This is a genomic window from Streptomyces sp. NPDC056480 (assembly GCF_042795405.1).
Lineage (GTDB): Bacteria > Actinomycetota > Actinomycetes > Streptomycetales > Streptomycetaceae > Streptomyces.
Genome location: NZ_JBHTSA010000038.1, coordinates 19,066 through 42,038, shown reverse-complemented (window position 1 = coordinate 42,038; position 22,973 = coordinate 19,066). Strand labels below are relative to the sequence as shown.

Annotated in this window: 20 protein-coding genes and 2 pseudogenes; 16 read left to right on the top strand and 6 right to left on the bottom strand. The window is 70.9% G+C overall.

What is annotated here, in order from left to right; genetic code table 11:
• Positions 1-5 precede the first annotated feature (5 nt).
• From ACFQ79_RS18855 to ACFQ79_RS18845, 3 genes and pseudogenes are all read left to right on the top strand, one after another.
• The gene (locus tag ACFQ79_RS18855; protein WP_383584759.1) at positions 6-890 is read left to right on the top strand and encodes a hypothetical protein; all 885 of its coding nucleotides are present in this window, start codon (positions 6-8) and stop codon (positions 888-890) included.
• A 367-nt stretch (positions 891-1,257) separates the two neighbouring features.
• Positions 1,258-1,815 (top strand): annotated as a pseudogene (locus tag ACFQ79_RS18850) (GNAT family N-acetyltransferase); the annotation flags it as partial.
• A 237-nt stretch (positions 1,816-2,052) separates the two neighbouring features.
• Positions 2,053-2,784: an SOS response-associated peptidase gene (locus tag ACFQ79_RS18845; protein ID WP_383584757.1), complete on the top strand. Its 732-nt coding sequence runs from the start codon at positions 2,053-2,055 to the stop codon at positions 2,782-2,784.
• Positions 2,785-2,924: 140 nt separating this feature from the next.
• On the opposite strand, the gene ACFQ79_RS18840 is transcribed toward ACFQ79_RS18845, so the two are convergent.
• On the bottom strand, positions 2,925-4,709 hold the full coding sequence (locus ACFQ79_RS18840; protein ID WP_383584755.1) for an N-acetylmuramoyl-L-alanine amidase: 1,785 nt from the start codon (positions 4,707-4,709) through the stop codon (positions 2,925-2,927).
• Positions 4,710-5,353: 644 nt separating this feature from the next.
• On the opposite strand from ACFQ79_RS18840, the gene ACFQ79_RS18835 reads away from it, so the two are divergent.
• The 3 genes from ACFQ79_RS18835 (at position 5,354) to ACFQ79_RS18825 (ending at position 9,461) form a co-directional block, all read left to right on the top strand.
• Positions 5,354-7,045, top strand: a complete 1,692-nt coding sequence (locus ACFQ79_RS18835; protein ID WP_383584753.1) for a thiol-activated cytolysin family protein — start codon at positions 5,354-5,356, stop codon at positions 7,043-7,045.
• Positions 7,046-7,281: 236 nt separating this feature from the next.
• Positions 7,282-8,790, top strand: a complete 1,509-nt coding sequence (locus ACFQ79_RS18830; RefSeq protein WP_383584751.1) for a hypothetical protein — start codon at positions 7,282-7,284, stop codon at positions 8,788-8,790.
• Positions 8,791-8,909: 119 nt separating this feature from the next.
• The gene (locus ACFQ79_RS18825; protein ID WP_383584749.1) at positions 8,910-9,461 is read left to right on the top strand and encodes a DinB family protein; all 552 of its coding nucleotides are present in this window, start codon (positions 8,910-8,912) and stop codon (positions 9,459-9,461) included.
• A gap of 40 nt (positions 9,462-9,501) precedes the next feature.
• On the opposite strand, the pseudogene ACFQ79_RS18820 reads toward ACFQ79_RS18825, so the two are convergent.
• A pseudogene (locus tag ACFQ79_RS18820) lies at positions 9,502-9,716 on the bottom strand (DUF5713 family protein); the annotation flags it as partial.
• Positions 9,717-9,780: 64 nt separating this feature from the next.
• Between ACFQ79_RS18820 and ACFQ79_RS18815 the strand changes: the two are divergent.
• Complete coding sequence (locus tag ACFQ79_RS18815) at positions 9,781-10,521, top strand: class I SAM-dependent methyltransferase (RefSeq protein WP_383584746.1); 741 nt, start codon at positions 9,781-9,783, stop codon at positions 10,519-10,521.
• Positions 10,522-10,944: 423 nt separating this feature from the next.
• Here the strand turns inward: ACFQ79_RS18815 and ACFQ79_RS18810 are convergent, their stop codons facing one another.
• Positions 10,945-11,550: a hypothetical protein gene (locus ACFQ79_RS18810; protein ID WP_383584744.1), complete on the bottom strand. Its 606-nt coding sequence runs from the start codon at positions 11,548-11,550 to the stop codon at positions 10,945-10,947.
• A gap of 199 nt (positions 11,551-11,749) precedes the next feature.
• On the opposite strand from ACFQ79_RS18810, the gene ACFQ79_RS18805 reads away from it, so the two are divergent.
• Positions 11,750-12,724: a helix-turn-helix domain-containing protein gene (locus ACFQ79_RS18805; protein ID WP_383584742.1), complete on the top strand. Its 975-nt coding sequence runs from the start codon at positions 11,750-11,752 to the stop codon at positions 12,722-12,724.
• 68 nt (positions 12,725-12,792) lie between these two features.
• Here the strand turns inward: ACFQ79_RS18805 and ACFQ79_RS18800 are convergent, their stop codons facing one another.
• The 3 genes from ACFQ79_RS18800 to ACFQ79_RS18790 all read right to left on the bottom strand — a co-directional run bounded on the left by ACFQ79_RS18800 (position 12,793) and on the right by ACFQ79_RS18790 (position 15,709).
• Positions 12,793-13,134 carry a CU044_2847 family protein gene (locus ACFQ79_RS18800; RefSeq protein ID WP_383584740.1) on the bottom strand — a complete coding sequence of 114 codons (342 nt, stop codon included), beginning with the start codon at positions 13,132-13,134 and terminating at the stop codon, positions 12,793-12,795.
• A 31-nt stretch (positions 13,135-13,165) separates the two neighbouring features.
• The gene (locus tag ACFQ79_RS18795; protein ID WP_383584738.1) at positions 13,166-14,530 is read right to left on the bottom strand and encodes a hypothetical protein; all 1,365 of its coding nucleotides are present in this window, start codon (positions 14,528-14,530) and stop codon (positions 13,166-13,168) included.
• A 252-nt stretch (positions 14,531-14,782) separates the two neighbouring features.
• Positions 14,783-15,709 carry a LysR substrate-binding domain-containing protein gene (locus tag ACFQ79_RS18790; protein ID WP_383584735.1) on the bottom strand — a complete coding sequence of 309 codons (927 nt, stop codon included), beginning with the start codon at positions 15,707-15,709 and terminating at the stop codon, positions 14,783-14,785.
• Between the two features lie 183 nt (positions 15,710-15,892).
• Here ACFQ79_RS18790 and ACFQ79_RS18785 point away from each other — a divergent pair, with 183 nt between their 5' ends.
• The 8 genes from ACFQ79_RS18785 to dmpG are packed head-to-tail and all read left to right on the top strand — an operon-like array spanning position 15,893 to position 22,926.
• Positions 15,893-17,308 (top strand): 2-hydroxymuconic semialdehyde dehydrogenase, encoded by a 1,416-nt coding sequence (locus ACFQ79_RS18785; protein ID WP_383584733.1) that lies wholly within the window; start codon positions 15,893-15,895, stop codon positions 17,306-17,308.
• On the top strand, positions 17,293-18,120 hold the full coding sequence (locus tag ACFQ79_RS18780; protein ID WP_383584731.1) for a 2-keto-4-pentenoate hydratase: 828 nt from the start codon (positions 17,293-17,295) through the stop codon (positions 18,118-18,120). Before ACFQ79_RS18785 ends, ACFQ79_RS18780 begins: the two co-directional genes overlap by 16 nt.
• Positions 18,117-18,860 (top strand): 2-keto-4-pentenoate hydratase, encoded by a 744-nt coding sequence (locus ACFQ79_RS18775; RefSeq protein WP_383584729.1) that lies wholly within the window; start codon positions 18,117-18,119, stop codon positions 18,858-18,860. Before ACFQ79_RS18780 ends, ACFQ79_RS18775 begins: the two co-directional genes overlap by 4 nt.
• Positions 18,857-19,330, top strand: coding sequence for a RidA family protein (locus tag ACFQ79_RS18770; RefSeq protein WP_383584727.1), 474 nt, complete (start codon positions 18,857-18,859; stop codon positions 19,328-19,330). Before ACFQ79_RS18775 ends, ACFQ79_RS18770 begins: the two co-directional genes overlap by 4 nt.
• Positions 19,327-19,899 carry a 3-hydroxyanthranilate 3,4-dioxygenase gene (locus ACFQ79_RS18765; protein WP_383584726.1) on the top strand — a complete coding sequence of 191 codons (573 nt, stop codon included), beginning with the start codon at positions 19,327-19,329 and terminating at the stop codon, positions 19,897-19,899. Before ACFQ79_RS18770 ends, ACFQ79_RS18765 begins: the two co-directional genes overlap by 4 nt.
• A complete protein-coding gene (locus ACFQ79_RS18760; protein WP_383584723.1) occupies positions 19,896-20,918 on the top strand; it encodes an amidohydrolase family protein in 1,023 nt (340 codons plus the stop codon). The genes ACFQ79_RS18765 and ACFQ79_RS18760 overlap by 4 nt, the downstream gene beginning before the upstream one ends.
• Positions 20,915-21,829 carry an acetaldehyde dehydrogenase (acetylating) gene (locus tag ACFQ79_RS18755; RefSeq protein WP_383584721.1) on the top strand — a complete coding sequence of 305 codons (915 nt, stop codon included), beginning with the start codon at positions 20,915-20,917 and terminating at the stop codon, positions 21,827-21,829. The genes ACFQ79_RS18760 and ACFQ79_RS18755 overlap by 4 nt, the downstream gene beginning before the upstream one ends.
• Positions 21,826-22,926: a 4-hydroxy-2-oxovalerate aldolase gene (dmpG, locus tag ACFQ79_RS18750; protein WP_383584719.1), complete on the top strand. Its 1,101-nt coding sequence runs from the start codon at positions 21,826-21,828 to the stop codon at positions 22,924-22,926. The genes ACFQ79_RS18755 and dmpG overlap by 4 nt, the downstream gene beginning before the upstream one ends.
• Positions 22,927-22,973 lie beyond the last annotated feature (47 nt).

Here is a 22,973-nt window from a genome sequence, read left to right as displayed (position 1 = left end):
GCGCCGTGACCTCACCGAACACGCCTTCGCCACAGGTACTCAAGGGCAGACGCGGCACCACCGCCCGCCTGGCGGACGGAGCCCTCGTTCTGCGTTCCCGACGCGAGACCCGGCACATACCGCTGGCCGTCGTGGAACGGGTAGAGGTGGCGGGGCCGAACGAGAGGGACCTGGTGGTCGTGCTGACCGCCCCGGCCGGCTCCACCGGGCCTTCCACGCCCCCAGAACACCGGGTGACCGGCCCCAACTCCGCCACCGTGCGGGCCTTCGCGGAGAATCTGCGCCGTGCGCTTCCGGAACGCCGCCCCGGTACTGCGGTTGCCCGTCCCGTACCGGAGGTGAAGGTCGAGCGGTCCGAGTCCTTCTGGTCCGAGCGGGCGAGGGCCTTGATCGTGCTCGGGCCGTTCGCCGCCGTGTACCTCGCGGGGGCGGTCGCGCTCCTCCTGCTGCCGCCGGCCGACAGTGAGGCGGGGATGCCCACCGAGGACGCCGTGGGACTCTGGCTGGCAGGTCCGGTGGTGCTGGCGCTGGGACTGATGTGTGTGTACGGGGTCGGGGCGCTGATCTGGGAATGGCGGGTCCTCCACCGCAGGGGCATCACGGTGGAGGCCGAGGTCTCACACCATGCGCAGGACGACGACGGGGACTGGCAGACCGTCTACGGCTTCAACGCCGAGGACGGCAGCAGGCACTTCGTGACCAAGCAGGGGCGCGAGGAAGGACGGATCGACGTCACCTACGACCCACGGAACCCGTCGACGCACTGGGAGCCAGGCCTTGGCGACAAGATCTTCTTCATGCTGATCCTCCTCGTCGTCGCGACCGCCGGGTGCTGGGGCGGCGGTTACATGCTGTTCCACTCGGTGGGCGAGCTGATCGCCCGCTCCTGATGAACCGCCGGCCCCGCCCCAGAGGGCCGACGCACGATCCGGGAGCGGATCGACCAGATCAACGGACGCATCCGTCTCCGTCTCCGGCTCTCCCTCCCTCTCCGGCTCTCCCTCCCTCTCCGTCTCGCATGACCGTCCGGGCAGGACCCTTCTGGGCAGGACCCTTCCGGGCAGGACCCAGTGCTGCGACCGCACAGGTTCGCCGGGTCGGTGGATGCACGAGCGTTGGCAGGCCGAGCTGAGCGCGATCTGAGCCATCGCTCGACCGGAGGGCGAGGCCGTCGGCCTGATCGGGTGGCACGACATCGAGCCGACCGTCCGGAAAATCGGATGATCGGGGTGAGCGTGGAGCGGCATGATGCTCCGCATGACCTTGCCCACTCCCGAGCTGTACACCGAACGCCTGCGCCTGCGGCCGTTCACCGACGCCGATACGGCACCGCTCTACACGCTGCACAGCAACGCCCACGTGCTGCGTTACTGGGACTCCCCGCCGTGGACCGAACCGGCACGCGCCCAGCGCTTCATCGCGACCTGCCGGACGATCGAGGGGGAGGGCTCCGGAGCGCGGGTGGCCGTCGACCGCGTCTCCGACGGCTCGTTCATCGGCTGGTGCGGCCTGACCAGCTGGAACCCGGACTTCCGCAGCGCGTCCCTGGGCTACGTCTTCGACGCCGCCGCGTGGGGCCACGGCTACGCCACCGAGACCGCGCACGCCGTCCTGCGATGGGCGTTCGACACCCTGGACCTCAACCGCGTCCAGGCCGAGACCGACACCCGCAACGTGGCTTCCGCCCGGGTCCTGGAGAAGCTCGGCTTCGTCCGCGAGGGCACCCTCCGAGAGGACTGCGTCGTCAACGGCGACGTCTCCGACTCCTGGGTCTTCGGCCTCCTCCGCCGCGAGTGGCGGCCGACGGCCGGCCGCGAGGACCGCGACCTGCCCACCTCGGTCCCGGCCGGCCGCGAGGACCGAGACCTGCCCGCCCTTCGATCCGTAACCCCCACTGAGGCACCCTGACCCGGTCTGCCGAACTGAACGTCGCCGTCGGCCGCACAGAGCTTCTCCTGCTTTCCGGGCCAGGGGCACCGAGGCAAGAGCCCCGTGGCAGCGCATGATGCCGGGATGCGCCGCCCCACGATGTAGTCGTGGCACAGTGGCCTCATGTGCGGCCGATACACCTCGACACGCAGCCCTGAAGACCTGACCCGGCTCTTCCAGGTCACCGATTGGAACCCGGCCGAGAGGCTGAGTCCGAGCTGGAACGTCGCGCCGACCGACGAGGTCTACGCGATCCTCGAACGCTCCAAGCGGGATGCCGACGAGGTACGCCGCGAACTACGGGCACTGCGCTGGGGTCTGGTGCCGTCGTGGGCGAAGGACTCGAAGGTCGGTTCCCGGATGATCAACGCCCGGGTGGAGACCGTGCACGACAAGCCCGCCTATCGACGAGCGTTCGCCAAGCGCCGCTGTCTTCTGCCGGCCGACGGGTTCTACGAATGGGAGCCGGTGAAGGACGAGACGACGGGCAAGACGCGTAAGCAGCCGTACTTCATCCACCCCACCGACGGTCAGGTGATGGCCATGGCGGGACTCTACGAGTACTGGCGCAACCCTGACGTCACCGGCGACGACGACCCCGACGCGTGGCTCACCACCTGCACGATCATCACCACCGAGGCCACCGACGCTGCCGGCCGCGTACACCCCCGCATGCCGCTCGCCCTCACCCCGGACCACTACGACACGTGGCTCGACCCCCGGCACCACGACACCGACGACCTCCGCGCCCTGCTCACCCGCCCCGCGGACGGCCGGCTCGACGCCCGGCCCGTCTCCATGGCCGTCAACAACGTCCGCAACAACGGAGCCCACCTCCTCGACGCGGCCACCTGATCGGCCCCCCGCGCCGTCCGGGGAGCCACGGGCCGGCCCCCTGCGCTCTGGCGTAGGGGGCCGGCCCGGCAGCACGCCACGGTGCTGCTGCCGCGATTCCGCCGTGGCTCACTCCGAGGTGCGGGCCGGCTCCGGGGCCGTCAGTCCGTCTCCGCGGTGTTCACGGTGGCGAGGCGCCGGTTGTACTGGATCACGTCGTACTTCTGGTCACCGATGACCACGGCCTCCGGGCGCGTGGGCGTGGCAGGGAAGAAGTCGTCGGCGTCCACCGATGTGCGGGCGGCCACGTACGCCTGCCCTGGGGGGAACGCGTACATGCTGAACCGTGTCTGTGCCGATGCGGGCAATCCCCGGGGGTACTCGGTGGCGCGAGGGTAGGCCGTCGTGTAGATGGAGACGGACGTCGCCCCGCTCGCGGGACGGACGATGCGCGCGTTCGGGGCGGGGCGGGTGTTCACGCCCGCCGGGTTGTGGATCCATCCCTTCCGTCCACCGAACCAGATGGCCGTCCAGTCCCCTCGCACGTCGGCGACCACGAACTCCTGCCCCCACACCACGGTGGATCCCCAGTCGTCGATGCGGTCGCTTCCCGCCGACCCGTCGGGGCGAAGGGCGAGGTCGGAGACGAGCGGAGCGTCGGCGCGGGGCTCCGTGCGCACGGAGAGGAAGTTCGAAGGCTGTGTCTGGGACCGGCACGTCGGAGCGCACACCGTCACCGTCTGCGCGTTCTTGCTGTACGCCGGGGCGATCCTGACCGCCTCTCCGATTCCGATGCCGGCGCCTGTCACGCCGGCGCCCGTCATGCCGGCGCTGGTCATGTTCGCGGCCGTCTCTTCCCCCTCGGCCTTGCGCTCCTGGGGTTGATCGGCATCGAGGAGAGTCATGAACCTCTCCCAGTCCCAGTAGGGGCCGGGGTCCCAGTGCGCGTCCGGCGCGCGGGCCGGCCGCGGCGGAAGGACGTTGTCGTGCCCGATGATGTGCCGGCGGTCCAGCGGGACATCGAAGCGCCGAGCCAGGTAGCGCACCAGCGTGGCAGTCGCCTTGTACTGGGCGGGAGTGAACCAGGTGGGTCCCTGGGCGGCGTATCCCTCCATCTCGATGCCGATGCCGTGCAGGTTGACCCAGTAGTTCCCGGCGTGGAAGGCGATGTCCTTGGTGGCGACCATCTGCGTCGCCGCACTGCCGTCGGCCTTCATCACGTAATGCGCGGAAACCCCGCTGACGGGATCCTGGAACCAGCTGACTCCCCCGTCGTAGGACCCTTCGAGGTCATGGATGACGATGAAGTCGACGTCCATGCCGTTCGAGTTCCGCGAGGACACCTGGTAGTTCGAGGCAGCAGCGGGAACGAACCGGCAGTTCAGCTCACTGGGGCACTCCGGCACCGCCGCCGCGGACGCCGTCCGCAGCCCCAGGGACGCGAGCTGTGACCTCGTCGGACGGACGGACGGCGTCTCCGCCAAGGAGACCCTCTGGCCGTCCTTGCGCACCCTCTGCTTGCCGGTGCGGATCGCTGCGAACACGCCATCGGCGAACCGTCCGGCCACGGCGGTGTCGGCGCCCTGGCTGTAGTGCGCCACAGCCCCGTACCAGCTGCCAGGGTCGGCGGGCATCTCACGGGTGATCTGCCGTTGGTACGAGGCGAGCAGTGCGGCGCCGCCTCGAAGGTTCTGCAGTTCGTCGCGCTTGAGCGTCGAGGGGGCGACGCCGATCATCGCGGCGGCTGCCTGCAACGTGTGCTCGGACGGGTCGTCGGTGCCGGTGGCGTCCACCGGCCCTTCGCCGGGGCGATGGTCGTACGTTCCCCCGGACGTCGTGTCCGTCAGGTGCATCGGACCGTAGCCGCCCTTGGTGCTCGGGCGGCCGTCATTGGCCTCCCACCACGAGGACTCGTAGCTGACGCCGAGAAGTACTTCCTTGGGCACACCGAACTCCGCTGCGGCCTGTTCGGCCGCCCGCTCGAAGTCGCCGGATGCCGTGTCGGAGGGCCGGGCATTCCCAGCAGTGGCACATCCCCAGATGAGGGCCACCGCCACTCCCGCAGCACCGAGACTCCGGTGTCGCCTGTGTCTTCTGGTCACACCATGTCCATTTCGCCGTGGCGGTCGTGGTTCGGATCCAGGGCCGACGCTGCGGCCGTCACAATCCTTTGGACGGGGGCCGCCCGGCCCCACCGACACGCCCAACACCGGCGGCCCCGTCACCGCACCGGACCAGCGAGCCCAGGCTCTGACCCATCCGGGCGGAGCTCTGGCGATTGAATGCGGTGATGTTCGGCACGGTGAGCTCTCTCTGGCCCCCGGCGGTGCCTGCGGGATCAACGCCGTGGAATCCGGCTGAGGTGCGGCCGGCCCCCCGTTGGAGTCGATCCGGCGAGGGCGGCACGGCTGCCGTGGGGGGGAGGCAGGCCATGGCACCGCACGAAGAAAGGTTCACTCGCATGCCTTTCGGGTGAATTGGGCGTGCCCGTGGCGATGCCGCCCACGACATGGTGAGTGGAGCGCTACCTATGCAGCCAGAGGTCCGGCGGGCTCCGAGCTGCCGGCCGACAGGAATGGTGGAGGTCGTCATGGCAGATCAGGAATCGTGGGCCGGACAGACTGCCGAAGGCCTGGAATCGCCGGCCTGGCTGGTGCAGGAGGACCGTGCGCCTGCATGGCTCGACCAGGCCGCGGACGGCTCGCAGTTCGTGGACTGGCATGTGGACGGTGCGGACCGCTACCAACTGGTGCGGCTCCTGGACGGCGGTCCGGGAAGGGTCGTCGACGAGAAGGCGGACGTCGCCTCTCTGACGCTGCCCGACGTGAGCCGCCGGACCGAGGACGGAGAGTACGCGGTCGTCGCGCTGTCCGATGGTGAGCGGGTGGCCAACTCCGTTCTGGGAGTCGGCGAGCGCGGAGGCAAGGTGGACCTCGCCTCCTACCTGGCGACCCGATGGCAGCCGTGGACTGAACTCGCCCCCCAGGAGCCGGACGAGAAGAAGCCGATGGGGGACAGTACGACCGACGTGGTCAAGGGCGTCAAGCGCGTCACCCGGCCATGGAGGATGACCACGACCCCCCAGGACATCTTCACCTCCGGCAAGACCGCCGGCACCATCTGGCCCGGATCGATCGTCCAGTCACAGAAGATCATCAAGAACGGGGACATGGCCTTCGCTCAGATCGAGACCAGCGAGCGTGCCCCGCTACGGATTGCGATCGACGCCCTCGGCGGCGGCCCGAGCGAGCCCGTCCAGTCGCCCGACTACGGCCTCGTACTTGACGCGATCAAGAGGATGGTGGCCGGCAAGAAGAACACCTCGCCGACCGTCGTCTTCAAGAAGGCCGAGGCCTACAGCAGCACGGAGGCCGCCCTGTCGCTGGGCATCTCCGCCAAGTACATGACGTTCTCCGGGTCGCTCAACGTCGAGGCCAAGCGCAAGGAGAACCAGAACACCCTCGTCGTCTACCTCTACGAGCGGGCCTTCATCGCTTCCGCCGTCTTCGAAAGCCCCAACGCCCTCATCAACGACACCTTCACCGAGGAGCGTCTCAAGCGGTTGATCAACATGAAGAAGCTCGGGCCCGACAACCCGCCGATGATCGTCTCCGACGTCGTCTACGGCCGGATCGTCTTCTTCACCATGACGTCCAGCGCGACCGAGACCGAGATCAACGCTGCGCTGTCTGCGAGCTACAACGCCTTCGCCAACCTGAGCGCCGAAGTCACGGCCCGCTACAAGAGCGTCATCGGCGAGTCGGACATCCAGGTCTCGGCCATGGGTGGCAACCCCACCCTCATCAAGAGCCTCCTCGGTGACGGCAAGATCAGTGACTACTTCGGCGAGATCCACAACATGGACGAGTACTCGGTCATCGGGTACGTCCTGAAGACCCTCGAAGGCGAGGCCGCCACCATGAGCGAGACGACCGCGTATGACGCCGTCGCATGGGGTGGCGGCGACGAAGTGATGCTGACCATCGACGAGTACTGGCGAGGGGAGGACAAGCACGGGACTTTCAGCGTCGAGATCGAGGGCAACCGGATCGAATCGAAGGGGAGGACGCCGGCTGCGGCGATCCTCGACTACCCGCCCAGCGACCCGGAGGGCTATACCGTCGCCGATTTCAGGCTGCCGGGTGAGCGAATGGACGGTTGGGGGTCCCCCAACGTCAGTCCCGAGAGCCTCGGGTGGTTCACAGGCGACCGGTCCACCGCCTCGGGATACGTCGAACTGCCCAAAGGCAACCGGTTCCACTACAAGGCAGATCTGCTCTAGGCCAGGCCCCTTCCGGGTACCAGTCATCGTTCCCCTGGCCTGTCGGCCGCGGCGGGACGCGAGCAACTCCGGGCCTGGTGTGGCTCCTCCGTCGACTCAGGATCAGGACGCAGGTGTCTCGGCATGAGAGGCCCTCACCACGTGGTCCGCAGTCCTGCGGACGGACTCGGCGGTCAGTGCCGACGAGGGAGCCATCGGGCGGACGGTCTCAGAAGTAGAGGTGGCAGGATGCCACGGTGTCCGACTCTCTTCGTGAACTATGGCTGCGCGGAATCGCCTTCAACGTGGCAGCGCCCGCCGACGTGCTGATACGTCTCCTGGACGAAACAGCCGGTGAGACCGGTGCGCTGATGTGCGAGGGCCGCGACCTGCCCGCCGCCGTCATCGACGCCGCCCTGCGCCACCCGGTCGAGCAGATCCGCCGCGCCCTCGCCCGTAACCTGCATGTCGACCCCGTACGACTCGCTCCCTTGGCATCGGACCCTTCGGGACTCGTCCGTGCGTATCTCGCCGGCGGCACCCGCACCCGGCTCCAGCCCCGTTGGGTCAGGCCCCTGCCGGACGACGTCCTCGTCACCTTCCTGACCGCCCAGGACGGAGGCGAGGACAACAGGGTCACCGCACAGGAGATCGCCGGGGAACTCTGGTCCTCCCGGCGGGTCCCGCTGTCCTTTCCGCGGGACATGGCAGGTCACGCCCACCCCGCACTCCGTCTGTACGCTGCCTCGCAATGGCGGTCGCTCACCGCTGCGCAGCGCAATGCCCTGCTCGACGACCCCGACCCCGCGGTGCGGAAGGCGGCGCGGGAGAGCAGCTGGGTACTGGACCCGGAGGCAGTGGAGGCCCAGCTGCCGTCCATCGGATCACGTGACACGTGGTTCGTTCTCGGCACCTGCGCCTTGTCGCCCGCGGTCGTCGAGCAGTGCTTCGCGGACGGCGAGGTGCACCCGCTGGCCCGGAACCGCCATACCCCGGCCGACGCCGTCGCCCGCCTCGCCCGCCACCCCGATGTGGAGATCCGCAGGCTGGTCGCCACCCGGCCCGACCTGGCACCGGAGGCGGCGGCGGAGCTGAGGCAGGATCCGGACGAGGACGTACGGCTGCGTGCCCGCCTCCAGCCCTCCATCCGCACCTGGGCCGAATTCCATGAAGTGCACAAGGTCGTCGATCACGGTCCCGACTGCACCTGCCCGATCACGCAGCCGGCCGTCGAGCCGTCGCCCGACTGGTACGCCACCTGCGCGGCGTCAGAGGAACCGGTGCTCCGCCGGGTTGCGGCCAGCTGGTCCGGCCTGCCCGCACAGCTCGTCGGGACGCTGGCGGCGGACGACGACGAGGAGGTACGGATCCGGTTGGCCTGCCACCATCCATTGGCTCCGCCGGACCTCCTTCTGGACGTCTACGTGACCCGCCCGGCCCACCGTGCGCACCTGCTGACCCTGCGCGCGTTCCCCCGCAGCGGCTGGTCCCACCTCATCGGTCACCCGGACCCCGAGATCCGCGCCCTGGCCGCGGCCGACCCCACCCTGCCCGAGCCTCCGCTGGAAGACCCCGACGATGCGGTACGCCGGGCAGCCGCCGCCAACCCGAACCTCACACCCAAGACGCTGGAAACCCTCCTCGCCGATCTCCGCACCGCAGAGGGCGCGGCAGCCAACCCGTCCCTCCCCGTCCCGCGCATGCACACACTCCTGGACCACTGCCTGAGCGGCACCGCCACCCCACCGGCGGCGGCCCGACGTTGAGAGACGACACCCGCCGGACGGCCAGGCGCTGTCCGCCGGATCTCGTGGTTCGAGTGCTCGATTGGTTGCAGTTCACCCGCCGGCCGACGTGTCCGCCACGTTCGCTAAGGTCTGCGGCCATGACTGAGACCGCAGCAGAAGCATGGCCGGAACCCCCACTCGCCGGGACCGAGGCAGCAGCCATCCTCGGCGCCCTCGAACGCCAGCGGGCCACGCTGGCCTGGAAGTGCTCCGGCCTCGACGCCTCCGGCCTTCGCGCCACACTCGGCACGTCCACGATCACGCTGGGCGGCCTGCTCAAGCACCTGGCGCACGTGGAGGACAGTCATTTCGCCCGGCTGTGGCTCGGCACGCCCGTCGGTGCTCCCTGGGACGCGGTCGACTGGGAGACCACTCCCGACTGGGACTACCGCTCCGCAGCCGGGGATACGCCGGAGCGACTGCTCGCCCTCTGGCAGGAATCGGTCGCCCGCTCCCGTGCCATCGTTGACGAGGCGCTCAGCACGGGCGGGCTTGACCAGCTCGGCGTCTACACGACCCGCAGCGGGGAACGCCCCAACCTCCGTCGTGTTCTCCTTGACCTCGTCGAGGAGTACGCCCGCCACGCCGGACACGCCGACCTCATTCGCGAATCCGTTGACGGGCTCACTGGCGAGGACCCGCCGAGATGAAACGCGGACGCTGTGGCGGGGTGGCCCGCCGTCACCATGCTCACCGCGGATAGGGCGAGTTCCCGCTGAGATCCGCGTCCGTGAACCCGGATGCCGACGCGACGAAGCGGAACTCGTCACAGACCACTCCCGCGCCACCGTCTCGATCCCGCTCCCGGCCGCCACGAACTCCCTGTCCAGCAGGTTGAACTCCTCCGTCGCAGCCTGCGTGAGTGCGTACAAGCCCTCCAGGTCCGACCGCCGCTCGGCCTCCATGCACAGCACCACTGGCAACTAAATCGTGTTGACCGCCCTCGGCAGGGAGTGCTGGAGTCGGCGGGTGGACAGCATCCCCGCCAACCGGCGGTTCTGGAACGAGATCAGCAGCGCCTACCAGCGCGAGCACGACCCGCAGATCGGCGCCGCGCCCAGGCTGTGGGGCATGTACTCCATCCCCGACGCGCACCTGCACGCCCTGGGCGACGTCACCGGCAAGCGTGTCCTCGAACTCGGATGCGGCGCCGGCCAGTGGTCCAGGGCGCTCGCCGCCGAGGGCGCCGCAGTGGTCGGCCTCGACGTGTCCGAAGCCCAACTTTCCGCAGCGGCCCGCGCGATGGGGGCGGTCCGCTACCCGCTGGTGCAAGGGGCCGCCGAGCGACTCCCCTTCGCCGACAACAGCTTCGACCTGGTGTTCTGCGACTTCGGTGGGCTCAGCTGGGCGCCCCCGCGCCTGGCCGTCCCGCAGGCCGCACGCGTCTTGGGCCGGGGCGGACGCCTGGTGTTCAACGTCGCCAGCCCATGGTTCGAAGCTTGCTACGACGAAGCCGCCGGCCGTGTGACCAAGACGCTGCAGCAGGACTACTTCGGGCTGAACGCCATCGCCGAAGACGACGGCGCGACCAGTTATCAGCTCACCTACGGCGACTGGGTCAGGGTCCTGCGTGGCGCGGGTCTCATCATCGACGACCTCATCGAGCCGCGTCCCGAACTCGGAACACCCAACGGCTACAACGAAACCGACCCACCCGACTGGGCACACCGCTGGCCGGCGGAACTGCTCTGGGTAGCCCGCAAGCCCTAGGTTCCACCACGCCGACACGCGTACGCATCCCTCGCTGACCACGCCTTGATCCCAACTGCCCAACTGCCCAACTGCCCAACCGTCCAACTGCCCGACGCCACGACCCGATCCATGAAGTTCGCCGAGGATCTCCCGACCTCGGCCCGCAGGAACCTCTCCCGCAGGTGCGGCCGGACCACCTCCACCAACTCGGCGGGGCGGTCGGTGAGGCCGTCGGGGATCGAGCGGCCGACCCCGGGCTTTGGGCCAGTGTGAGCGCCCAAGTGGGGCACGGCCGGCGACGATGGGACGGGCGACGAGACCCGGCACCCACGTGGGCGCGGGCCCTTCCGTAGGTTGCAAGCCACCAGCTGCCCAGACCGCGCCCGACGGCCGAACGCGGCGCGCCCCCCGGGCGCGCCGCGTCGCTCTACCCCTCCGCCGTCAGCAGGGGCTCAGCCACCACACCCAGCCCCAGGGGGCGTGGCGGTCCTCGCTGTAGCCGCCCGGCGAGGTCCAGCCGAGGTTGCCGTTCGAGTCGTAGAACTTGGCGTAGAGGGTGGAGCGCTGGTTGTTGATCCAGGAGCCGGTCCCGTTCCAGGGGATGTAGTTGCGGTAGTTGCAGGTGTACAGGCGCAGTTCGTCACCGGCGAAGTCCTCGTACGGGTAGGCGCACACATAGGTGTACGGGCAGCCGGCGGCCGCGCCGATCCCCGCGTCCGGGGCGGTGAGGTCGCGGGCGTTCCGCTCGCCGGGGAGCGTGAGCACCAGTTCGCCGCCGCCCTTCAGGACGATCTTGTTGGCGCCGACCTGTGTCCCGGGCGTCTTCGCCAGGTAGCCGTCGACCCGGGCCTGGAGGCCCTTCGCCTCGGTGCCGCTCAGCCCCGCGCTTCTGGCCTGGGCCGCGAAGTCGGCGCGGGCGCCCCGCGCGGCATCGGCCGCTCCCGCGGCGGCGGGGATGGTCAGGAGGGCCAGGAGGGCCATCATCAGGGCGGTGAGGGCCTTCGCCCACCCTCCGGTCGGTAACGATCTCTGCTTCGGCTTCATCATCGGGTCACCTCTGCTTCGTCCGTGGTCATGCGTCGGAGCAATCACTGTGGGGGGCGCGGGCCGCTCCCGTCGTTGGCGTCGCGCGCACGTTCCTTTCGCGCCGAGTGCACGACCGCGGGGCCGGTTGACCGACTTCGACCTAGGCCCGCAGGCCGACCAGCCCCAACGATGGACGTGTCCACATCACGGAGGGGGGAGCGTGAACGGGATCACCACGGTCTCCACCACGAGAGTCGGCGCACGCGACGGCTTCGAGTGGTGGTCACGGATGGTCGGCGACGCCGTCATGCCCGTGGCCATTGCCAGCCCGTACGCCGACCGCTTCCGCGGCACCGCCACGTCGATCCGGCTGACCGACACCGAGGTCGCCGGCTTCGCCTTCTCCCCGATGACCGCCCGGCGGGCCGCCGCCCACATCCGGCGCGCGGACCCCGAGCAGTACTTCCTCTTCCTCGTCCACGGCGGCCCGATCGGCATCGAGCAGCGCCGCAACAACACCCTGCTCACCGCGGGCGACATGGCGATCTTCGACACCTCTCACCCGCTGAGCTGCGAGTTCCGGGACGACGGCAGGCTTTCGCACGTCAGCCTCCTGCGCCTTCCCAGAGCCACCCTGCCGCTGCCCCAGGACCGCGTCGACAGGCTCCTGGGCACCGCCCTGCCCGCCCGCACCGGGTCGGGAGCGCTGCTCGCCTCGTACCTCACCGGACTGCGCGCCGAGGCCGGCCGGTGCGAGCCGGAGGAGCTGCACCGGCTGGGCGCCGTCGCGCTCGCGCTCTGCGCGACGTTCCTCGCGGCCCGGACCGACAGCCCGGTCCCGGCGGCCCACGAGACCCGGCACCAGGTCCTCCTGGCCCGGGTCCGCGCGTTCATCGAGGCCAACCTCGCCGATCCCGGCCTCGGCCCTGCCGCCGTCGCGGCCCACCACCACATCTCCGTGCGGCTGCTCCACCTGCTGTTCCGCGATGAGCCGGAGACGGTAGCCGCCACGATCCGCCGGCTCCGCCTCGAACGCAGCTGCGCCGACCTCGCGAACCCGGGCCTCGGTCACCGCCGGATCGGCGAGATCGCCGAGCGGTGGGGATTCCGTCACCAGGCGGACTACAGCAGAGCCTTCCGCCGCGCGTACGGGATGCCGCCGAGCGACTTCCGCAGACAGGCCCTGCCCGGGTGACGGAAACGCAGGTTGAACCGCTTGCGGCGCGCGGAGCAGCGGCACGATGTCGTCGACATCGGAGGGCACTACCCGGTCGTCGGACGGGGTTTGTTCTGATGCCAGGTGACGGCCACGGTGAAGTTGGCGGTGGTGCTGGCAGCGGCGATGAAGGCACCGGCCTCGGCGTGCAGGTCGAGACCGAACTCGACGTGGATCTCATCATGCGACTCGGCGATGCCACGAAGTTGAGCGACCACGCCCTGTACTGCGGGCCGCGCACAGCGCACGGCTTCTTCGAAGGTCTTCTGAGCCCGTTCGGTCACCGCGGTGTCGCGGATTCCGCGGGTCACCATCCCGGCTGCCGGCTCCCTGACCTCGATCAGGACAGTGGCGCCATCCGCCGTGGGAAACTCGACCAGATGTCCCATTCCGCAGTTCACTTCCCTTGCCGTTCCTGCGCTAGAGGTCGCCGACCGGCCATAGGCGTGCGGTGTGGTCGGAGCTGCCGGTGGCGATTCGGGTGCCGTCGGGGTGGAAGGCCACCGTGTTCACGCCGGCGGTGTGATGTACCTCGAGGAGGCGCTGACCGGTGGTGGCGTCCCACACCCGGGCCGTGGTATCCGAAGTGCCGGTGGCGATCCGGGCACCGTCCGGGCTGAAGGCCACTGCTTTCACGAAGGCCCACCCGTGGCCTCCGTGGCGTAGCTCGGGCAAGTCCTCGCGGATGCCCATGACGTCCCACACCCGGGCTGTGGCATCCGAACTGCCGGTGGCGATCCGGGCGCCCCGCGGGTCGAACGCCACCGCGTTCAGGCGGGCGGCGTGGCGTACGTCGAGCAGCAGACGTCCATCGGCGGAGTCCCACACCCGCGCAGCGCGGCCTGCGTTGCCGGTGGCGATCCGGCGGCCGTCCGCGCTGAACGCCACCGCGGACACGTCGGAGCGCACGCCTCCTCCCTTCACCTTCAATCGCTCCGCACCGGCGATGTCGTAGACGCGGACCCAGCGGCTTCTCCCCGCGACGGCGATGCTCTGGCCGCTCGGGCTCCACGACAGGGAAAGGACGGCGTCATCGAAGTCGATGCTGGTCAGCTCGCGCGGGGCGACGGCAATCTCGTGCCGAGCGAGGTCGGCCAGTGCGGCGTATTCGTTCGCCGCATCCGCCTGCACGCCCGTCAACTCGGTTATCGTGCCCAGTACCTTCACCCACTCTTGTGCGGCTACCTGCTCGTGCAGTGCGGTGCGCAGCCCGGCGATCTTGTGACCGCGGGCGCGTCGCTGAGCAGCGTCGCGATATCCGCCGTCGGCCGCGAGTTCGCTGTAGCGGGCGGAGGCCTCGGCCCAGTCGCCGGCGTCCTCCGCCGTACGGGCTTGGGCATAGCGGCGCTCGTGTTCCGCCTCCTGCAGGGCCCGGTGGGCGCGGGTGGACAGACCGTCGGGGTCGGCGGCGGACGGGTCGAGCCTACGGAGGTCTTCGCTGGTCTCGAGGACAGCCTCCCACCGGCCCGCATCCGCGTGGTGGCGCAGTTCGGTCTCCAGATCCGCGATGCGCTGTCGGGCCTGGCACGATTCGCGTCGTGCGACGGCGTCCCGGTACCCCCGGTCGGTCTGGAGGATCTCCGTGTACGTGCCGATCGCGGCGGCCCAGTCGCTGGTGGCCTCGGCATCCGTCGCCCGCTCGTAGGCTTCGGAGAGCCGGCGATGGGCAGCTATGTCTTTCGCCGCGGATGACCACGGGCAGCTGAGCGGCAGAGCCGCGGCCGACAGATGAGAACAGCCGAAATTGCCTACATGACAATGATGCAGCCCGCTTCTCGGGTCCACCAGCGCACCGGGGCCCGGACGCTGCCATGCATACCGTCTGTCCTGGTCGGTAGCAGAACGTGTGCAGTGGAACGCCGGCCGTGATCGGCACCTTCCCGTCAGCCAGAGCGGCGAGAGCGGCGGGGCGGCAGAGTTCGGGTTCGCAGCCGACGGCTGCGCCGCCCTGCTCTGACGAGACGCCACCCGCCGCATCCTGATCATGGCGGGCATCCGACTCCCCCCGACAGTGCCGGGGTGCTCGCCGACCAGACGTCAGAGCGTCTCGCGCAGCAGGGCCGCCTCGTGGTCGAGGTGGTGGAGCAGGGCCTGGAGAGCCGGCGTGCGGGTGCGGTGGGCCGCCTCGGTGGTGCCCACCGTGCGGCCCACCGAGGGGAGTTCGACCGGCAGGGCGGCGAGCTGCTCGTCGGCGCGCAGGACCAGTTCCGGCAGCAGCGCGACCATGTCCGTCTGCAGGAGCAGCGCGCGCATCGTGAGGATGGACGTGCACTCGACCCGGTCGGCGGGCAGCGCGAGGCCCCGGTCGGCGAAGAGGGCGCCCAGCTCCTGGCGCAGGGCGGTCTGTTCGACCGGGAGGATCCAGGGGAAGTCGAGGGTGTCGGTGAGCGTGACGCCGGTGTTCTCCAGGAGCGGGTGACCGGACCGGACGGCGAGCCGGATGCGTTCGCGGTAGAGCCGCCGCTGGCGCAGTCCGTCCCCCTCCTTGGGGGCCGGTCCCACCCGGCCGACGATGACGTCCAGTTCGCCGGAGAGCAGTGCCGGATGGAGGGCGTCCGGTGTGCCCTCCCGTACGACGACGGTGACCCGGGGACGTTCGCGCTTCAGCTGTGCGATGGCCCGGGGGAGCAGCACGTTGGTGCCGGCGAGGAGCGCGCCGACGGTCACGGTGCCCTCCCGGCCCTGGCGCAGCCCGGTGAGATGTTCTCCGGCCCGGCGCATCTCGGCGATCACGGCGCGGGCGTGCTCCGCGAGTGCCTCTCCGTAGAGCGTCGCGCGCATGCCGCGCGGCATGCGGACGAACAGAGGCAGGTCGGCGATGCCCTCCAGTTCGCGGAGGGTGCGGGTGGCGGCGGGCTGGGTGAGGTGGAGGGTTTCGGCCGCCCGCCCCACGCTGCCGTGCTCGTGGATCGCGACGAGCAGGGTGAGGTGCCGGAACTTCAGTCGGCCGTCCAGGAGGTCCACCGCCGGGGCTCCTTTCGGGAGCGGTCGGCCGAGCCGGAGGCATGCATACCCGAATCGGTATGGACTAAGTGCCTTTTGGCATTGGTTCGGTATGGCTCGGTGGGTGCACGATACCGGCACACGCCGGGGGACCAGAACCGAATCCCCGGCCCGGCAACGGAGGTCTGCAAGGTGCGCTCACCTGTGCGGCATTACGTAGGGGGCGAGTTCGACGCTTCGGGCGTCCCGTTCCCGCTCATCGACCCGGCCCGCGGGACCGTCGACGGCGAAGCGCCCTCGGCTCCGCGGGAGTTGGTCGACCGTGCGGTGGGTGTGGCGCGGGAGGCACTGCGCGGCCCGTGGGCGTCCTGGAGCCCGGCGGACCGGTCGCGGCTCCTGCACCGGATCGCCGACGGCATCGAGGGGCGTTTCGAGGAGTTCGTCACCGCCGAGTGCGCCGACACGGGCAAGCCCCGTGAGCTCGCCTCGACGGTCGACATCCCGCGTGCGATCGCCAACTTCCGCTCGTACGCCGATCTCCTGGCCGGGCGCGGCGAGCGGTCCTGGCACACGACCACCCCGGACGGCCGTGGCGCGCTGAACTACACCGTGCACAAGCCGCTCGGCGTCGTCGCGGTGATCTCGCCGTGGAACCTGCCGCTGCTGCTGCTCACCTGGAAGGTGGCCCCGGCGCTCGCCACGGGCAACACGGTGATCGCCAAGCCCTCCGAGCTGACACCGGGCACGGCCTGTCTGCTGGCCGAGGTGATGGCGGACGCGGACGTGCCCGCCGGGGTCTTCAACCTCGTCCACGGCGGCGGCGCGGACGCCGCGGGGCAGTGGCTCACCGAGCACCCGGGGGTGGACGCGATCGCCTTCACCGGCGAGTCGCGCACCGGCGGGTCGATCATGCGGGCCGCCGCCGCGCGACTGGCCCCCGTCTCCTTCGAGCTGGGCGGCAAGAACGCCGGGCTCGTCTTCGCCGACGCGGATCTGGACCAGGCCGTGGCAGGCACCCTCCGCTCGTCGTTCACCCACAGCGGGCAGGTGTGCCTGTGCACCGAGCGGGTGTACGTGGAGCGGCCGGTGTTCGACGCGTTCGCCGAGGCGCTGGCCGCCGGCGCCCGGTCGCTGAGCGGATACGGACCGATGGTCTCCGCCGCTCACCGGGACAAGGTGCTGAGCTACCTCGACAAGGCCTCGGCCGACGGCGACGTGCTCGCGGGAGGCGGGGCACCGCGCTTCTCCGACGAGCGGGACGGCGGCTTCTGGGTGGAACCGACCGTGCTGGCCGGCCTTCCGGAGGACCACCCGGTCGTACGGGAGGAGATCTTCGGGCCCGTCGTCCATCTGGCGCCGTTCGACACCGAGGAGGAGGCGCTGTCGCTCGCGAACGCCGGGCCGTACGGGCTGGCCGCCACGGTGTGGACGGGCGACGTGAGCCGTGCGCACCGGGTCGCGCCTGCCCTCGACGTCGGGATCGCCTGGGTCAACACCTGGAACCTCCGCGACCTCCGTACCCCCTTCGGCGGCGTGAAGGCCTCCGGCATAGGCCGTGAGGGCGGCGACCACTCCCTCGACTTCTTCTCCGAACCGATGAATGTGTGCGTGAAACTGTGAACACGGTGGACGAAGCGGTGGCGAGCGCCGCCGAGCGCCTCGACACGGCGCGCCTCACGGGCGTTCCCTGCGACCCCGTCCGCGACCTGCTGCCCCCCGGTGACCTCGCGGCCGCCTACGCCGTCCAGACCACCCTCGGCGACCGCCGGCGCGCCGAGGGACGCCGGGTCACAGGCTGGAAGATCGGGCTGACCTCGGTGGCGGTCCAGACCCAGCTCGGCGTCGACACGCCGGACTTCGGCCGTCTCACGGACGACATGGCGGTGCCGGACGGCGCCGAGATCCCCTGGGGAACGGTGCTCCAGGCCCGGGCAGAGGCCGAGGTCGCCCTGGTCCTCGAGCACGACCTCACCCACGAGCGGCACACCGTGGCCGATGTGATCAGAGCGACCGCCTTCGCGCTCCCCGCCGTGGAGATCGTGGGCAGCCGGATCCGCGACTGGGACATATCAGCCGTCGACACCATCGCCGACAACGCCTCCAGCGGCGCCTACGTCCTGGGCACCCGCCCCGTGACGCTGCGCGAACTCGACCTGCGGACCGCCGGCATGGTCCTCGAGCGGCGCGGAGAGCCCGTGTCCACCGGCGCGGGCGCCGCCTGCCTGGGGAATCCGCTGCACGCCGCCGTGTGGCTGGCCGACACGCTCGTACGCCTCGGCCGTCCGCTGAGGGCCGGGGACACCGTGCTCACCGGCGCACTCGGCCCCATGACGACCGTCGAGCCCGGAGACGTGCTCGAAGCCCGCATCGACGGCCTCGGTTCGGTACGCGCGGCTTTCGGGCGTGCCGGGCGGGAGGGAGACACCCGATGAACACCACGGCACTGGCCGAGGCGCTCGACGCGGCGGCGCGCGACGGCCGCCCGCTGTCCGGCGGCGGAGAGGGACCGAAGGACACCGAGGAGGCGTACGCCGTCCAGGAGGCGCTGGTCGCCCGGCGCCTGGCCCGCGGCGAACGGCTCACCGGCTTCAAGCTGGGCTTCACCAGCCTGGCCAAGATGCGGCAGATGGGCGTGTCCGACCTGATCCACGGGCGGCTGACGGACCGGATGGAGATTCCCGACGGCGGGCGCATCGACACCTCCGGTCTGATCCACCCCCGCGTCGAGCCCGAGGTGGCCTTCCTGCTCGGAGACACGCTGCGCCCCGGTGGCGACCCCATGGCGGCGGTCGCGGCGGTGGCCCCGGCGCTGGAGGTCATCGACTCGCGCTACCACGGCTTCCGGTTCTCGCTCCCCGAGGTGATCGCCGACAACACCTCCGCCGCGCGCTACGCCGTGGGAACGTGGAGCGCGCCGGGCGACCTGGACAACCTCGGTGTCCTGCTGGAGCTCGACGGGCGCCTGGCCGAGACCGGTTCCACCGCGGCCGTCCTGGGCAATCCCCTGCGGGCCCTCGCCGCCGCGGCCCGGCTCGCCGGCGCGCTGGAACCCGGCACGGCGATCCTCGCCGGCGCGGCGACCGCCGCCGTACCCCTGCCGCCCGGAACGCATGTACGAGCCACGGTCGCAGGCCTCGGCAGCGTCCGCTTCACCACCGGGGAGGACGCGTGATCGTCCCCGGTGCCGCCCCGCCGCGCGGCCGGTTCCCCCACTTCCGGCGCGCGGGTGACCTCGTCTTCGTCTCCGGTACCAGCGCGCGCCGCCCCGACGGCACGTTCGTCGGCGCGAGCGCCGACGCGATGGGGGTGACGGACCTCGACATCCGCGCCCAGACCCGGGCCGTACTCGACAACATCGCGCGACTGCTGGCCGCGGCGGGGGGCGGTCTGGCGGACCTGGTGTCCGTCACCACGTACCTGGTCGGCATGAACGACTTCGGCGGCTACAACGAGGTCTACGCCGAGTACTTCGACGAGAGCGGTCCGGCCCGCACCACCGTCGCCGTCCACCAGCTTCCCCACCCGCACCTGCTGATCGAGATCAGCGCCGTCGCCCACATCCCCCGGACCACCGAACCCGGGACCACCGCACCGCGCCCCACCGAAGCCCCCCTCTCCCGGAACAAGGAACCGCGCCCATGACCATGCGACCGTTCAACCTCCACTCCTGGATCGAGGAACACCGCCACCTGCTCAAGCCGCCGGTCGGCAACGTCCAGATCTGGCAGGACGCCGACCTGATGGTCACGGTCGTCGGCGGCCCCAACCGCCGCACCGACTTCCACGACGACCCGATCGAGGAGTTCTTCTACCAGCTCAAGGGCGACATGGTGCTCCGCGTCATGGACGAGGAGGGGAGCCCGCCGCGCGACATCCACATCCGCGAGGGAGACGTCTTCCTCCTCCCGCCGCACGTGCGGCACTCGCCGCAGCGGCCCGAGGAGGACAGCGTCGGCCTGGTCGTCGAGTTCGCCCGCCCGCAGGGCAGCAAGGACGCCTTCGAGTGGTACTGCATGGAGTGCCACCACCTGGTGCACCGCAGCGAGGTACAGCTCACCTCGATCGTCGACGACCTCCCGCCGGTCTTCGACTCCTTCTACGGCGACGAGGCGGCGCGCACCTGCGGAAACTGCGGCGCGGCGCACCCGGGCAAGGACTGGCCGGAGGAGCTGCGCCCGCGCACGCGCCGCGACGAGGCGGGCGACGCATGACCGTCGTCGACATCCACGCCCACGTCTTCCCGGAGATCGGCCGCGCCGAATCGCGCCGGATCACCGGCTCTGACGACGGCCCCTGGCTGCGGACCACGGACGGCCCGGACGCCGGGATGATGATGACCGGGTCCGCCGAATACCGGCCGGTGCGCCGCACCCTGTGGGACCCGGCCGAGCGCGTCGCCGACCTGGACCGGCTCGGCGTGGACATCCAGGTGCTCTCCAGCACCCCGCTGCTCTTCGGCTACGGGCTGGACTCCGGGCGCGCCGCCGACTGGTGCCACACGGTCAACTCCCGTCTCCTCGCGTACGGCGCGCACGCCCCGCACCGGCTGGCCCCCCTGTGCCAGGTGCCGCTCCAGGACACCGAGGCCGCCTGCGCCATGCTCAGCGAGGCCATGCGGCAGGGCTTCCACGGCGTCCACATCGGCAACCACCTCGGTGACCGCGACCTCGACCACGGCGCGCTCCTGGAGTTCCTCACGCACTGCGACGAGGAGAACGCCGCCGTCCTCGTCCACCCCTGGGACCTGCCGACCGGCCCGCGCTACTCCCGCTACATGCTGGCCTGGTTGGCGGGCATGGCCTCCGAGACGCACCTCACCATCCTGTCGCTCATCCTCTCCGGCGCCTTCGAACGTCTGCCGGCCTCGCTGCGACTCCTCTTCGCCCACGGCGGCGGCAGCTTCCCGTACCTCCTCGGCCGGGCCGACAACGCCTGGCACCGTCGTGACCTGGTCCGCGCCGACAGCCCCCACCCGCCCTCGCACTACACCCGGCGCTTCTCCGTCGACTCCGCCGTCTTCGACCCCGGGGCGCTGCGCCTGCTCGTGGACGTGATGGGCGCGGAACGGGTGCTGCTCGGCTCCGACCACCCCTTCCCGCTCGGCGAGGAGGACATCGGCCGCCTGGTGCGGGAGAGCACGCTCACCCCGGAGGAGACGGAGGCCGTCCTCGGCGGCAACGCCGTCCGCTTCTTCGGGCTCACCCCTCTCCTCAAGGAGGCCGTCCGATGAAGGCAGCCGTGATCGGGTCGGGCAACATCGGCACCGACCTCCTCATCAAGATCGTCCGGGGGGCCGGGAACGTCACCGCCGCGGCGATGATCGGGATCGACCCGGCGTCCGAGGGACTCGCACGGGCCCGCAGACTCGGGGTGCGGACGAGCGCGGACGGAGTCGCCGGGCTGCTGGCGCTCGACGACTTCGACGACATCGACCTCGTCTTCGACGCCACCTCGGCAGCCGCCCACCACCGCAACGCGGCCGCCCTCGCACCGTACGGAAAGCAGATCGTCGACCTCACCCCGGCGGCCCTCGGACCGTACGTCGTCCCGCCGGTGAACCTCGACGAACACCTCGACGCCCCCAACCTCAACATGGTCACCTGCGGAGGCCAGGCCACCGTCCCCATCGTCGCCGCCGTCTCGGCCACGACACCGGTTCACTACGCCGAGATCGTCGCCTCGATCGCCTCGCGGTCGGCGGGCCCGGGCACCCGGGCGAACATCGACGAGTTCACCGAGACCACCGCCCGCGCCCTGGAACAGGTGGGGGGCGCGTCCCGAGGCAAGGCCATCATCGTCCTCAACCCGGCTGAGCCGGCGCTCCTGATGCGCGACACCGTGCACTGCGTCGTCGACGACTGCGACACGGCGCGGGTGACCGCCTCCGTACACGCGATGGCCGCCTCCGTCGCCGCCTACGTGCCCGGCTACCGACTCAAGCAGGAACCGCAGTTCCGCACACTGCCCGCCGGCGACCCGCTCACCCGGCTCGCCGGCGGCGGGCGACTGCTCGTCTCCGTCTACCTGGAGGTGGAGGGCGCCGCCCACTACCTCCCGGCCTACGCCGGAAACCTCGACATCATGACCTCCGCCGCGCTGCGCACCGCCGAGCGCCTGGCCGAACGGAGTCCGGCCCGATGACCTCGGTCTACGTCCAGGACGTCACCCTTCGCGACGGCATGCACGCCGTGGCGCACCGCTACACCCTCGACCAGGTACGGGCCATCGCGGCAGCCCTCGAGGCCGCCGGCGTCGACGCCGTCGAGGTCGCCCACGGCGACGGCCTCTCCGGCTCCTCCGTCACCTACGGCCCCGGCGCGCACACCGACTGGGAATGGCTGGAGGCGGCGGCCGAGGTGCTCGACCGGGCCAGGCTCACCACCCTGCTGCTGCCCGGCGTCGGAACCGCCGACGACCTGCGCCGCGCCCACGCCCTCGGCGTCACCTCCGTGCGCGTCGCCACCCACTGCACGGAGGCGGACATCTCCGCCCAGCACATCGGCCTGGCCCGGGAGCTGGGGATGGACGTCGCGGGCTTCCTCATGATGTCCCACATGGCACCCCCGGCCGAACTCGCCGCCCAGGCACGCCTCATGGAGTCGTACGGCGCCCACTGCGTCTACGTCACGGACTCCGGCGGCCGGCTCACCATGGACGGCGTACGGGACCGGGTCCGCGCCTACCGCAACGTCCTCGACCCCGCCACCGAGATCGGCATCCACGCCCACCACAACCTCGGCCTGGGCGTGGCCAACAGCGTCACCGCGGTGGAGGCGGGTGCCCACCGGGTGGACGCCTCGCTCGCGGGCCAGGGGGCCGGAGCCGGGAACGCGCCGCTGGAGCCGACCGTGGCGGTCTTCGACCTCATGGGCTGGGAGCACGGCTGCGACCTGTTCCCGCTGATGGACGCCGCGGAAGAACTCGTACGGCCGACGCAGGACCGTCCGGTACGGGTCGACCGGGAGACGCTGACCCTGGGCTACGCCGGGGTGTACTCCAGCTTCCTGCGGCACGCGGAGACCACCGCCCTGCGGCACGGTCTGGACACCCGGGACCTGCTCGTGGCGGCCGGCCGGCGGCGACTCGTCGGGGGACAGGAGGACCTGCTCGCGGACATCGCGCTGGACCTCGCCCGCGAGCGGGACGCCCCCGTCCCCGCCTCCGCCCCCGCCCCTGGCCCCGCTCCTGCCCCCGCGCCGGCCGCCCTGCCCGCCGCCTCTCTCGCACCGACGGAGTGACCTCGTGCCGAACAGGACACCGAACGAGAACATCCCCCACGAGAACC